Below are 13,383 nucleotides of genomic sequence, written 5' to 3'. Positions count from 1 at the left end.
AAATTACTGGTTGTATGAAATTGGATTAGTATTCTCTTTTAGCCTATGCTCCGGTTGATTTTCGTCTTCAAAAACATCTTCTAGAAAATCGATATTGTCTAGTTGTGTTTTTATGGGTTGAATGAAATCTAAATATTTCACTTTCAACGAATCTGAAATTGGTTTTGCTTCAGGTAATTTTTGTTTGAAGGGATCTACTTGTTTGCCGTTTTTCCAGAAACGATAACATACATGTGGGCCTCCAGTATTACCTGTCATACCCACTTTACCTATAACATCTCCTTGTTTTACAAACTGGCCAACTTTAACAAGACGCTTGCTCATGTGCAGATACTGTGTTTCATAAGTAGCATTGTGTCTTATTTTTACATATTTACCGTTACCGCCTTTTCGTCTAGACTCGGTAACGGTACCATTTGCGGTTGCCATGATTGGTGTGCCTATTGGTGCTGCAAAATCGGTACCTTTATGGGGTCTTACCCTAAAACCATACACAGCAATACGCCGTTTTAGATTATATCTTGAAGAAACGCGACTAAATTTTACTGGTGCTTTTAAGAATGCACGTCTTAAATTTTTAGCTTCTTCATTAAAATAATCTATGATGCCCTTTGTAGAATCCACCACAAACTCAAAAGCGTAAAAGGGTTCTTTATTATGTTCAAAATAGGCTGCCTTAATATTATCTACACCAATATAAATACTATCATCAATATATTTATCAGTATAAATTACCTTAAAGCGATCTCCTTTTTGTAACCGTCTAAAATCAATGGTCCATGCATAAATTTCATCTGCCATTTTGTAAGCAAGTCTAGGGCTTAAACCTTTTTCATCAAGAGTTGTTGAAATATTACTGGTAATTACACCAGTGGCCACTTTTTCAACATATGTTATCGGTTTTATACCTGTAAAAGCGTGTATAGAATCTTTAAAATTTATAACTACATATTTTTCTTTAGACGGTTGGTATATAAAAGCTTCTGGAGTTTCCAAAGAGTCTTTAGCGCACAACAATACATAAGGTTTCCCTACTTGCAGTCGCCTAATATCGAAAGTGTCTTTAGCTTTTTCTGCAATATGGAAAATTTTAGGATAGCCTATATTATTACGCTCTAAAATTTCACCAAAACTATCACCGCTTTTAATGGTATCGTGTTTAACAACGTAGTCATCTATATTAAAACCAAACATCGTAATAGGATCTGGTTCGGGAATAACTTCAACAACTTCTTCTATTTCAAGTTTAGGGTCGTTTTTACAGCCTATACATATTAACCCGAATACTACTAATATTAAATATTTATTCCCCACTCTTTTATTTCTTTTTCTGTCCATAAATCTGGAAAAAATATTCTTTTTTGATATTTTGGGTGCATATACTTTACCCATTCACTACCTCCAGTTGCTTCGGCTGTTTTGCCCCCAATATTCAAGTAATGGTTTGCTGTATTGTAATGCGCCATAACCCACTTGATGTTTACGGTATAATCGTAGTGCCTCATGGCCTGTATTAAATCCGCATTTTCTTGAGCTTCCTTAGGTAAGGATTTGTATTTGGACCAAAGATTATTGTCCTCATAAAATTTAGAAAATTCTATAAATTCTTTTTTGTAGCGTTTCTCAAAAGCAGAAAGTGTATAGGTTTTTTTGCCTGTTTTAAAATCTTTTCCTGCTGCTTGCCAGTATAACTGCTCAAAGGCTTTATTGCAGCAAATATTTGGACCGACTTTATCTCTAAAGCGTTTATCTATTAAATTAATTAATTCTGTAGATGCGAATTCAACCTTTCTATATTGCGCACTTTGAAACCCACTTGCAGGTGTTAAAGTTGTTCTGAATTTGTTGTATTGATCAACGTTCATCCCATCTTTCATGATACTAAAGGAGGATGTCAACACATCAAAATAGCGACTAACACGCATTATTTTTTCAGTAAAAATTTGGGCATCTAAATCGTCAACCTCATTTTTAGCAACTTGCCCAATTTCAGTCAATATCATTTTAAAAAGCAACTCGCTAATTTGATGATACATTATAAATACCATCTCGTCCGGGAAATCTGTTCTGGGTTTTTGAAGATTCAACAATACATCGGTTTGAATATAATCCCAATAGCTGATAGGCTTGCTATGGAGCAATCCTTCTAAGTGAACCTCTAAATCTTGGTCTATAGACTCGTATTTTTCTCTGAGTTGGTTTGTTATGTCTGAGTCTGATTTCATTAATTATTAACAACTATTTGAAACGGATGTTTTAGTCCCTTAAAGGCTTCGAGGTCTGCGCGTAGCGACCCAACAGCCAAATCTGCTTTGATGCGTAAAGGTACTTTATTTTTGTCTTTAGACACCCATAGCGTTAAACTTTCTTCTTCTTTAAAAACACGCCCTGCCATCACGTAAGGTCTAAATTTTAAAGATTCTATATCTCCAAATTCCGTATCAATAGTTTCTTCACCTAAATACTGTAGTTTAAAACCATAATTTTCTTCATCAAAAAACATATCCACCTTTATTTCGTCTCCAACCTTTAAATTACGTGTATCCAAATTATTTCTTAAGTAATAAAACGTAGATACCATGTCCTGGATATTGGGCTTGGTGTCAATAACTTTCTTGGTTTTATGCTTTTTATTATTAATGTGGGCTTTATTGTTTTCTTGGTCGAACTCAATTTCAATATCTTTTGTATGTCCGCCCTCATCAATATTTCTCACAAATTTGTAAGGCATAATTGTTTTTTTATCAAAGTAGGTTTCATACCTATCTTTCACTTTAAAAAACCATCGTATCATACCTGTTGTCCAGCCTTTACCAACAACATGATACACATCTTTGTCCTCTAGCTTTGAATCTTTTACGGTAAGTGTAGCATTTCCAGCCTTTAAAAAACCGCTATAACTCATTTTAAATTTAAACCATTCACCATCTTCAAAAGCAGGTTCTTGCTGCGCTTCGGTCATTTGTACAGCACTAAAAGTAATTAATATAAGTAGTAATTTCTTCATCTCTATTTGGGTAATTATAATGTAACTTCTTATCGTACATTTTATTGTTTTCAAGTAAGAAATTACAATTACTGTTCCAAAAATAGAAATTTTATTGAAATAGCTGTAACCATAAGTGTTATAGTTCTGTTAGAATTCCCATAAAATAAAAATAATTTAGGTAATCTACTCCCGAAGTATCTGGAGATCGGGCTTTCACTACTTGCTTCCTCCTTAGGTCGGGAAGCTCAAACATGCCATTATTTTTTAAAGCGTACCTCTTTTAGCTTGCTCTCTTTCAATAGATTCAAAAAGTGCCTTAAAATTACCTGCTCCAAAACCTTTTGCACCCATACGCTGTATAATTTCGAAAAACAGCGTAGGTCTATCTTCAACAGGCTTAGTAAAAATTTGTAACAAATAACCTTCTTCATCGGCATCAATCATAATACCTAAACTTTTTAAAGTTTCAATATCTTCTTTTAGTTTGTGACTGTGGGCTTTTAACCGTTCTGGAACTGCCCTATAATATGCTTCTGGAGGCGTAGATAAAAACTCAACCCCCCTTGCTCTTAAACTAGACACGGTAGAAATAATATCATCGCTAGCAACCGCGATATGTTGCACGCCAGCACCTTCATAAAAATCGAGATATTCTTCTATTTGAGATCGTTTTTTACCTTTTGCAGGTTCGTTAATGGGGAATTTTATGCGCCCGTTACCATTACTCATGACTTTGCTCATAAGTGCGGAATATTCGGTATGGATTTGTTTATCATCAAAAGACAGGAAGTTTTCGAATCCCATGACATCTTCGTACCATTTTACCCATACATCCATTTGTCCCCAACCTACATTGCCCACCATGTGGTCTATGTATTTTAGTCCGACCGGTTCTGGATTGTAATCACTTTTCCACTCACGGAAACCTGGTAAAAACGTACCGTTATAGTTTTTGCGTTCCACAAACATATGCACAGTTTCTCCGTAAGTATAGATTCCTGCACGAATTACTTCGCCATGCTCGTCTTTTTCAACAACAGGTGGCATGTATGATTTTGCGCCTCTATTGGTGGTTTCTTCATAGGCCTTTTTGGCATCTTCTACCCAAAGCGCAATTACTTTTACACCATCGCCATGTTTTACAATATGATCGTTTATACTAGATTTACTGTTTAAAGGCGTGGTAAGTACCAACCTGATTTTGTCTTGCTTCAACACATAACTTACGGAGTCTTTCGCCCCTGTTTCTAAACCTTTGTAAGCAGAAGATTGAAATCCAAATGCTGTTTTATAAAAATGCGCCGCCTGTTTTGCGTTACCCACATAGAGTTCTACATAGTCTGTTCCAAGAAGTGGCAAGAAATCTTGCGCACCTTCAAAAATTTTTTCTAAAGCATCCATAATATAAAGCCCGCCTTAACCCTCCCATGTGGAGGGCACTCAAATCGGGTAATTGAGTATTCTATTTATAGTTAACCTTCCTGAAAAGTTTTTCTTAATATTTCAGTATTTGTTGTATCTAATGTTTCTTCATCTTCATAATATTCAAAACCATCATAAAGTGTGTCATTTTCAAACTCAAAGGTTTCTTCTTTTTCGAAATTTTTAAATTCATCTAAAATCCCTGATGACAACATCGTGCCATAAAAAATTAAAACGCCTATTGAATACAGCACTAAAACACCGCTAAAAACCAGAGCAACAATATTTAATATTTTACCTGTTGAGACATTGCTTTGTGTTTGTGGCGAGTAGGCTTCTGGATTTTGCGCATATTCCTTTAAACTCTTATTTGCCATAACTAAGCCTATAATACTCAATGTTAATGGAATCACGGCTACTATACCGTAACAGCAACATCCTGTAAAGCTAAACACTAGTGCTACTATTCCTAAAATTAATGAAGTTGGATCTGCTGGTAATTTATTCATGTAAAAAGCCCCTCTTAATCCCGATCTTGATCGGGAAACTCAAACTGGGTATTTTGAGTATTTATTTATAATGTTTTTGTATTTAACCCGTTGTGCATTTTGAGAAAATTTTGTCAGTTCGAGTGAGTGTTGCGATTGAAATAAGCAAAATTTGTATCGAGAATAAAAATTTTCGTTTTAGAAAAGCTGTTCTCGATACAAAATTCTTTCAGAATTTCACTCGAACTGACATTTGTTTATTAAAAAGGTCCAAAATGCACAACGGGTTATTTAATTAAATTGTATGCCGTGAAACTCAAAATATATAAGTAATCAGTCCCCTTCCTTTGGAGGAGCTGGGGGAGGCTTCAACCACGATTTATGATAACTGTTATCGGCAATTTTCATGGCTTCTTCTGTGACCATAAGTGGTTTGAAAGTATCCACCATAACTGCGAGCTCGTCGGTTTTGGTTTTGCCAATACTTCGCTCGGTTGCTCCTGGATGCGGTCCATGCGGAATACCTGCCGGATGCAACGAAATATGACCAGCTTCTACATCGTTTCTGCTCATAAAATCGCCATCTACATAATACAGCACCTCATCGCTATCTATATTGCTATGATTGTATGGTGCCGGAATGGATTGCGGATGGTAATCGTACAACCTTGGCACAAAACTGCACACCACAAATGCATCGGTTTCAAAAGTTTGATGTACTGGCGGTGGTTGATGGATACGTCCTGTAATGGGTTCAAAATCGTGAATTGAAAATGCATACGGATAGTTATATCCATCATAACCAATTACGTCAAATGGATGGGATGCATACGTCATTTCTATAATATCATCTTGTTTTTTTACTTTGATCAAGAAATCTCCAGATGCGTTATAGGTTTCTAATTCTTGAGGTCTGCGGATATCGCGTTCGCAAAACGGGGAATGTTCCAAAAGTTGTCCGAACCAATTTCTGTAACGTTTAGGTGTATAAATTGGCCGTCTAGATTCTATAATGAACAAGCGATTATTTTCAGTATCAAAATCCATTTTGTAGATTATTCCTCTTGGTATCAACAGATAATCGCCATACTTGAAATCGAGATTCCCTAGATGTGTTCTTAGTTTTCCAGTGCCTTTGTGGACAAAAATCAATTCGTCCGCATCTGTGTTTTTATAGAAATAATTTGTTGTAGATAGTTTTGGTGCTGCTAAAACTATGGCACAATCACTATTGACCAACACCGTTTTTCGACTTTCTAAATAATCGTTTTCTGGTTTCACTTGAAATCCTTTTAAACGATAAGATTGTATATTATTTGATTGCGCTATTTTTGGTGCCACGCTATACCGTTTTTCTATTCCTTTAACTTGTGTTGGACGTTGCTCGTGATAACTGTTGGTTGACATGCCATCGAAACCAATAGTGCCAAACAATTGCTCGTAATATAAACTACCGTCTGGTTTTCTGAATTGTGTGTGTCGTTTAGGGGGAATATTCCCAAGTTTGTGATAAAAAGGCATTTCTTTTTGATATTAAAAGTTAACCCTTGGTTCCGATAGCTATCGGAAGCGCTCAGGGCGACAAAAGACTAAAAAAATCAACGTATATAAAGATACAAAAAATGCTCGCTTATTCAGGATTTCTCTTGATGAGATAATGAAGGAATTGCAATAAGTCTGTCCATAAAAATATCATAACTACACAAATATCGTGAAAAATATTGATCAAATTCTTAGAGAGATTTCCGTCCTTATGGAAATAAATACAGAACTTTTAGAACCAATACCCCACATTAAAGTACCAAACACTATTTTTTCGTTCTGGAGAATAACTATACTTTATTTGGATTGGTCCAAAAAAACTATCCAATGCATAACCAAGCGCATAACCTCTATAGTCTGGCAAGGTAAACCACTCTCCAGACTCAAAAATATCATCATCAACATTTGCCCAATTGCCTTCTAAAGTAATGTGGTTTTTATTAAAAATCTCGTAATCCATACTAAAATTCGCCTTTACAAAACTATTCCCTGTAAGCACAATAAAATCATAGCCATAAAAGGGAATAAAGTTATTAATTAGGTTATTGCCGTAACCTCCCAGAGCAAAATCCAAGGTGGTTGTAGATTTATCTCCAAATTTAAAACCTCCACTAGTTTTCAAATTAAAAGCTAGCTTTGGAGACACACTAAATGCATAACCCATCTCGGCTTTTGCTATTGAGAAACTATCAAAATCTTCATTAAATTGAGATGCAAATAAATACATGTGCAAATCGCCGTTAAAATACACGCCTTTTTTTGGAAAATACTTGTGATCATAGGTATCCAACCTTAAACCTCCAAAAGCGCTAAAGTAATCGGTACTTTCAAAAATAAATTCGTCTTGATTGGAGTTTAAAATGGTTTCAGATTTAATTTCCAAACGCTTGTGTTCTGCCCCCATACTAAAGGCAAAATCTTTTTTTATCAAGGTTTCAAGATAAAACTGATTTGTTTGGTCGTGTAGCAAAACATCAATCTTATTTAATCCTGTGCCTTCAATTTGAATATCATCCAATAATAATTGTGCGCTTACCCCTTTTTTAAATTGGTTGTATCTAGATCTTAAACCCACACTCCAATAAAAACCCTTATCTATTAAATAATCGAAATTATAACGTACATTATCTCCAAGAATGATGTCTAATGATGCGATATCGTTGTTAAACAACAATCGTTTTTTAGTTAGATTTATAAGTGCTGCACTTTTATATAAATCGTCGTAATGTACGGCTAATTTTAAAAATGTAGTCGTTTTTGTTTCTGTTACGTTAGCATGCAAATCATAGGTGTTCTCTTCATTTGTTGCTTCTAATCGATACTGAAATGCATCAAAATTATTAGTTGCCACTAAATTATTTACGCCATCTACAAAGTCGGAATACGCAACTCTTTCCAGTCCTTTTAATTTTAGTTTTCCTAACACATAAGCGCGAGTGTATTTACTAATTCCATTTACTTTTATCTCACGAATTACAATACTGTCTTTTACAATTTTAGGTATCGTTTTTTTTGGAGTTTTAATTTGTTTATCCAGCAATTCTTTTAGGTCATCTACATACGCCAAAGCAGCTTTCTTTCCATTGGCTATAATTTCATTGCCTTGATCGAACGACACAACATTAAAATTTCTGATATCTGGTTTAATGTAGATATCCGTTTTTTTAGATTTCAATTTCATATCATTAATCGTTCTAAAATTATTGATTTGAAACAGTACATCGGGAGCTGAAGTTAGTTCGTCTCGGTTTACCAGGGCATCTTGCACATCAACACCGATAATAACATCCATGCCTTTTGCCTTGAGTTCATCTACAGGATAATTATTTACTACGCCGCCATCAATTAAAATTTCTCCGTTGATAGTTACCGGCTGAAATAACGATGGCAATGCCCCACTTGCAACTACCGCTAGTGGCAAATTCCCTTTATCTAATATGACTTGTTTTCCATTTTCTACGTTGGTTGAAACACAAAAAAATGGAATCGGTAAATTTTCAAACTCTTTTATATGATTTACATGGAGCATTAATTTAGAAAACAAATTATAAGTATTTTGACCTCTAGAAAATGCTGAAGGCAACTTTAATTTAAAATTTTCAAAAGGTAATGTTATGGCGTATTTTTCAGAATTACTACGTTCGTAAAACGCCTTTGAAACTCTTGGTAAATTGTCGTTTATAATTCTATCGAAATCCAATGAGTTAAAGATAGAATCCAGTTCTTTTCCAGAATATCCAGAAGCGTATAATGAACCTACAATAGCGCCCATACTTGTTCCAGCAACGTAATCTATTTTTACGCCTAAACTGTCAATGACTTTTAAAACCCCAATATGTGCTAAACCTTTTGCGCCACCGCCACTTAATACCAAACCAACTTTTGGCGCAGGCTTTTCTTGCGCATGGTTTTGCGCTTTCGCGGAAAGTGAAGCGATTAGGAATAGGGTTAATATGATGGTTTTTAGGTTCAAATTTTGTTTTTTGTTTTTCTGCTACCGCTCGTTTGCAACGAGTGGCGGGTTAAATTTGTTTGTGGGCACTCGTTACAAACGAGCGCTAGCTCAGGTTTTCTATTTAAATAGTTCGTTTTTTAAAATTCGATAGTTCAGATTCTTTTCTTTATTCCGGAAATTTTGTTTTTGTCTGTCAAAAGTCAGGTTTTCCGAATAATTTCTTTCAGATAATTTAAAAGCTAAAGTGCTATCATTCAGCAATTCGGTTTTAGCTATTTCCATATCTCCAAACCCAGCGAATGAATTATAAAATTCTGCTGTTAATTTTCCGTTTCTCTCTCTAACAGTCAGATTTTTTGTTGTCGCAAAACTGTCATCAATTATATCAAGTACAATTTCTCCTTTAATCTCGTTTCTAATTTTATTTGTAATTCCGAATGTCAAATCTAAAATTGGAATTGACAACAATAAAATCGGAAGCAGTTTTTGTGTTAAATTTCGTTTTTTTAAAAGTAATCTTATGAGTCCAATTAAGCACAAAAGAATTGAAATCAGCCAAACTCCACGCGCAATAATATTCGTATGGAGTTCAACTAAAAAGACGCTCAAAACGTAAATCAGAGTTAAAATTATGTATTTGTTCAGTTCGCTTTTCATATGTTGTACAACTTATTATGAACTAACTTTAAATTTAGTATGAAACCTACAAGGTTTTTAAAACCTTGCAGGTTGTTTATTTCCCATGATAATATCTATAAACCTTCTCCGCCCTAGACACCCCAACAACAGCTTCCAATTCATCTAACTTGGCATGCGCCACACGTTTTGCAGATTTAAAATGTTTTAACAACTCCACAACTGTTTTTTCGCCAATGCCTGGTATGGTTTCCAACTCTGTATTTAACGCTGTTTTGCTGCGTTTATTTCTATGGTGTTCTATCCCAAAACGGTGCGCTTCGTTTCGCAGTTGTTGTATGATTTTAAGCGTTTCGCTTTTTTTATCTAAATATAAGGGAATTGGATCATCTGGGTAAAATAATTCTTCCAAACGTTTTGCAATTCCGATGACGGCAATTTTCCCACGTAAATCGAGCGCATCCAAACTTTTTAATGCAGATGATAATTGTCCTTTTCCACCATCAATAATGATGAGATGCGGCAATGGTCGGTCTTCATCCAATAAACGTTTGTAGCGTCTATAGACCACTTCTTCCATAGAGGCAAAATCATCTGGGCCTTCAACGGTTTTGATGTTAAAATGGCGGTAATCCTTTTTGCTTGGTTTCCCGTTTTTAAATACCACACATGCTGCTACAGGATGCGTACCTTGTATGTTTGAATTATCGAAACACTCAATATGTCTTGGGGCTTCCGAAAGTCTTAAATCTGCTTTCATCTGCGCCATAATTCTGTTGGCGTGCCTATCTGGATCTACAATTTTCATTTGTTTAAAACGATCCATTCTAAAATACTTGGCGTTTCTTAATGATAAATCCAAAATGTGTTTTTTGTCTCCTAGCTTTGGAACTGTAACCTTAACATCTTCGCCTAAATCTAACTTAAAAGGTACATAAATTTCTTTTGAATTGGAATTGAAACGTTGCCTAATTTCGGTAATTGCCAACCCAAGAAGTGCTGCATCGGTTTCGTCCAATTTCTTTTTAATCTCTAAGGTATGCGAACGAATGATGGAACCGTAGGATAATTGTAAAAAGTTGACGTAACCATAACTTTCGTCGCTCATGATAGAAAACACATCTACATTGCTAATCTTAGGGTTTACAATGGTAGATTTTGCTTGGTAGTTTTCTAAAACCTGAATTTTTTCTTTTATTTTTTGTGCTTCTTCAAACTGCATGTTTGCCGCATACTGTTTCATTTGTGTTTTAAACTGCGACAAGGAATCTTTAAAATTCCCTTTTAAAATTTCTTTTATGGCTTTAATGTTTTCGTTGTATTCGGCTTCGGTTTCCAGACCTTCGCAAGCACCTTTACAATTTCCTAAATGGTATTCTAAACAGACTTTATACTTTCCCGCATCCACCTTTTCTTCGGATAAATTAAAGTTACAGGTTCGTAAACTGTACAATCCCCGTATTAAATCTAGAAGTGTGTAAACGGTTTTTCCGCTAGTGTAGGGTCCAAAATATTCGCTGCCATCTTTAAAAACGCGCCGGGTAGAAAACACTCTTGGAAAGCGTTCGTTCTTGATACAAATCCACGGATAGGACTTATCGTCTTTCAACAACACATTGTAGCGCGGTTTGTATTTTTTAATGAGGTTGTTTTCTAGAAGTAGTGCATCGGTTTCTGTATCGACAACTATGTGCTTGATGTTGGCAATTTTCCTAACTAGAACCCTGGTTTTACCGTTTTCGTGGGTTTTGGTAAAATAAGAACTTACACGTTTTTTTAAATTCTTAGCTTTTCCCACGTAAATGAGCGTACCTTCTTTATCGTAATATTGATAAACTCCAGGTTGATTTGGCAAGGTTTTTAATTGTATCTCTAAATCGGGGGTATCCATTATGGTAAAGGTAATTATTTAAAAGTTTTTCTTTTGAAATAAAGCCGTTTTTAACGCTTTAAAATTTTATGATAAAATTACGAGTATTCACTAAAAAGACCTAAGACATAAGACTTTCCCAACACACTAAAAAAAGCCGCTACATATTGATTTTTTGCAAATATTCAATTAAAACAGATTACGACATCAAAAATGGACGTAAGGTATTTTTTATCAAGTTCCTACATAGCTTTCTTCTGGATTTAAGTGGACACTAGTATGATAAAATAACACTAAAAAAACGCTACTCATCCCCTCAAATAAGAGTGGGTTGTGGGTGTATGTGTGTTAGTATTCTATATTTCCTTATTTTAAGAAAAAATAAACACCTCTCTTATCCCGATAGCTATCGGACTTCCTTTTTAGGAGGAAAACTGTTACTTTTAAAAGCCTATTGATTTTGATAGATGTGTCTTCTGAATTTTTCAAATTAACCTTAATTACGGTAGCATTAAATTTTAAAATTTTTGTTTTTTGAATGGATTAATTATCTACATTGCGCCGCTTTTAAAAACCCATTTTTTAAGTGGTACAAAAATTTGGAATTAGCTACTAACCTAGGCGGATAAGCGCTAGGCCTGCCAGCAGGTAGGCCAAAAAAAATAATTAAAAATTGATGACTAAGAAAATTATTGGACGTGTTGATAAAATTGACTTTCCGAAGCTGAATTTATTTGATATCGAAGTGAAAATTGATACTGGAGCTTATACTTCGACGATCCATTGCTCGAAAATTATTGAAAATGATGGCAAATTGCATTGTATGTTTTTTGAAAAAGGACATCCTTGTTTTTCTGAAACGCCTATTGTTTTTGATAGTTTTTCGCGTACCGATGTAAAAAGCAGCAACGGTTTTAAGGAAAACCGTTATAAAATAAAATCGGACATGGTGGTTTTTGGAAAGTCATACAGAATTAACTTAACTTTAAGCACAAGAGACGATATGAAGTTTCCTGTTTTAATTGGCAGACAATTTTTAAAACAAAAATTTCTGGTTGATGTAGATGTGGAACATGTTTCTTTTAAAATAAAACACAATTAATACATGAATATAGTAATACTATCTAGAAACGCAAATTTATACTCTACCGACCGATTGATTGAAGAGGGCGAAAAAAAGGGGCATAAAATGGAAGTGATAGACCCTTTAAAGTGCGACATTATTATTGAAAAGGAAAAACCAGCTATTTATTACAAGGATAGATATTTAGACTACGTTGATGCCATTATCCCTAGAATTGGGGCTTCGGTGACGTTTTATGGCTGTGCTGTGGTACGACAGTTTGAAGAAATGGGGGTTTTTACTATTGTAACTTCTGATGCAATTCAGCGTTCTCGTGATAAACTGCGCAGTTTACAACGCTTGAGTAAAGCGGGAATTGGGATGCCAAAAACCGTTTTTACAAACTATTCCAGAGATGTGGAAGAGGTTATAGAGCATGTTGGCGGTACACCTGTAATTATTAAATTATTGGAGGGCACGCAAGGTTTAGGTGTTGTTTTGGCCGAAACCAAAAATGCTGCCGAATCGGTTTTGGAAGCTTTTAATGGTTTGCAAGCCCGGGTTATTGTTCAAGAATTTATAAAGGAAGCCGGTGGTGCCGATTTACGTGCTTTGGTGGTGGACGGACAGGTTGTTGGTGCTATGAAACGCCAAGGTAAAGAGGGGGAATTCCGTTCTAATTTACATCGTGGCGGTTCGGCAAATATTATAAAACTGAATCATGATGAATTAAAATTAGCGATGAATGCTTCTAAAGCCTTAAAGTTACCTGTTTGCGGTGTGGATATGTTGCAATCTGCTAGAGGCCCTTTATTACTGGAAGTGAATTCAACGCCTGGTTTGGAAGGTATTGAAACTGCCACAGGACGGAATATTGCGAAAGCTATTATTACTTTTATAGAGAAAAACACAAAATAA

11 protein-coding genes are annotated in these 13,383 nt (G+C 35.1%); 2 read left to right on the top strand and 9 right to left on the bottom strand.

The annotated features are described in order from the left end of the window. Positions 1-3 precede the first annotated feature (3 nt). The 9 genes from ABXQ82_RS07005 to uvrC all read right to left on the bottom strand — a co-directional run bounded on the left by ABXQ82_RS07005 (position 4) and on the right by uvrC (position 11,423). Positions 4-1,338, bottom strand: coding sequence for a peptidoglycan DD-metalloendopeptidase family protein (locus tag ABXQ82_RS07005; RefSeq protein WP_367056939.1), 1,335 nt, complete (start codon positions 1,336-1,338; stop codon positions 4-6). After that, complete coding sequence (locus ABXQ82_RS07000) at positions 1,296-2,225, bottom strand: tryptophan 2,3-dioxygenase family protein (protein WP_367056936.1); 930 nt, start codon at positions 2,223-2,225, stop codon at positions 1,296-1,298. Before ABXQ82_RS07000 ends, ABXQ82_RS07005 begins: the two co-directional genes overlap by 43 nt. After that, positions 2,225-3,007, bottom strand: coding sequence for a DUF3108 domain-containing protein (locus ABXQ82_RS06995; RefSeq protein ID WP_367056934.1), 783 nt, complete (start codon positions 3,005-3,007; stop codon positions 2,225-2,227). Before ABXQ82_RS06995 ends, ABXQ82_RS07000 begins: the two co-directional genes overlap by 1 nt. A gap of 246 nt (positions 3,008-3,253) precedes the next feature. Then, positions 3,254-4,390: a 4-hydroxyphenylpyruvate dioxygenase gene (gene hppD / locus ABXQ82_RS06990; RefSeq protein WP_367056931.1), complete on the bottom strand. Its 1,137-nt coding sequence runs from the start codon at positions 4,388-4,390 to the stop codon at positions 3,254-3,256. Positions 4,391-4,461: 71 nt separating this feature from the next. After that, entirely contained in the window at positions 4,462-4,920 is a 459-nt protein-coding gene (locus tag ABXQ82_RS06985) for a CCC motif membrane protein (protein WP_367056929.1), read from the bottom strand. A gap of 312 nt (positions 4,921-5,232) precedes the next feature. Then, on the bottom strand, positions 5,233-6,420 hold the full coding sequence (locus ABXQ82_RS06980; RefSeq protein WP_367056926.1) for a homogentisate 1,2-dioxygenase: 1,188 nt from the start codon (positions 6,418-6,420) through the stop codon (positions 5,233-5,235). 253 nt (positions 6,421-6,673) lie between these two features. Further along, a complete protein-coding gene (locus ABXQ82_RS06975) occupies positions 6,674-8,914 on the bottom strand; it encodes a patatin-like phospholipase family protein (RefSeq protein WP_367056924.1) in 2,241 nt (746 codons plus the stop codon). Positions 8,915-9,013: 99 nt separating this feature from the next. Next, on the bottom strand, positions 9,014-9,553 hold the full coding sequence (locus ABXQ82_RS06970; protein ID WP_367056921.1) for a hypothetical protein: 540 nt from the start codon (positions 9,551-9,553) through the stop codon (positions 9,014-9,016). A 76-nt stretch (positions 9,554-9,629) separates the two neighbouring features. Further along, positions 9,630-11,423 carry an excinuclease ABC subunit UvrC gene (uvrC, locus tag ABXQ82_RS06965; RefSeq protein WP_367056918.1) on the bottom strand — a complete coding sequence of 598 codons (1,794 nt, stop codon included), beginning with the start codon at positions 11,421-11,423 and terminating at the stop codon, positions 9,630-9,632. 655 nt (positions 11,424-12,078) lie between these two features. Between uvrC and ABXQ82_RS06960 the strand changes: the two genes are divergently transcribed. Both ABXQ82_RS06960 and rimK read left to right on the top strand, forming a co-directional pair. After that, positions 12,079-12,504, top strand: a complete 426-nt coding sequence (locus tag ABXQ82_RS06960; RefSeq protein WP_367056916.1) for a RimK/LysX family protein — start codon at positions 12,079-12,081, stop codon at positions 12,502-12,504. A 3-nt stretch (positions 12,505-12,507) separates the two neighbouring features. Continuing rightward, positions 12,508-13,383: a 30S ribosomal protein S6--L-glutamate ligase gene (gene rimK / locus ABXQ82_RS06955; RefSeq protein WP_367056913.1), complete on the top strand. Its 876-nt coding sequence runs from the start codon at positions 12,508-12,510 to the stop codon at positions 13,381-13,383.

It is taken from the genome of Algibacter sp. 2305UL17-15, assembly GCF_040720935.1.
Taxonomy (GTDB): domain Bacteria; phylum Bacteroidota; class Bacteroidia; order Flavobacteriales; family Flavobacteriaceae; genus Jejuia.
The sequence above is the reverse complement of the archived record's forward strand: the minus strand, read 5'-3'. Positions and strand labels throughout refer to the sequence as shown.

Bases quoted from the DNA above. Each gene is read 5' to 3' on its own strand.
- rimK (WP_367056913.1), top strand. From the start codon at position 12,508: ATGAATATAGTAATACTATCTAGAAACGCAAATTTATACTCTACCGAC.
- uvrC (WP_367056918.1), bottom strand. From the start codon at position 11,423: ATGGATACCCCCGATTTAGAGATACAATTAAAAACCTTGCCAAATCAA.
- ABXQ82_RS07005 (WP_367056939.1), bottom strand. From the start codon at position 1,338: ATGGACAGAAAAAGAAATAAAAGAGTGGGGAATAAATATTTAATATTA.
- ABXQ82_RS06995 (WP_367056934.1), bottom strand. From the start codon at position 3,007: ATGAAGAAATTACTACTTATATTAATTACTTTTAGTGCTGTACAAATG.
- hppD (WP_367056931.1), bottom strand. From the start codon at position 4,390: ATGGATGCTTTAGAAAAAATTTTTGAAGGTGCGCAAGATTTCTTGCCA.
- ABXQ82_RS06985 (WP_367056929.1), bottom strand. From the start codon at position 4,920: ATGAATAAATTACCAGCAGATCCAACTTCATTAATTTTAGGAATAGTA.
- ABXQ82_RS07000 (WP_367056936.1), bottom strand. From the start codon at position 2,225: ATGAAATCAGACTCAGACATAACAAACCAACTCAGAGAAAAATACGAG.
- ABXQ82_RS06960 (WP_367056916.1), top strand. From the start codon at position 12,079: ATGACTAAGAAAATTATTGGACGTGTTGATAAAATTGACTTTCCGAAG.
- ABXQ82_RS06980 (WP_367056926.1), bottom strand. From the start codon at position 6,420: ATGCCTTTTTATCACAAACTTGGGAATATTCCCCCTAAACGACACACA.
- ABXQ82_RS06970 (WP_367056921.1), bottom strand. From the start codon at position 9,553: ATGAAAAGCGAACTGAACAAATACATAATTTTAACTCTGATTTACGTT.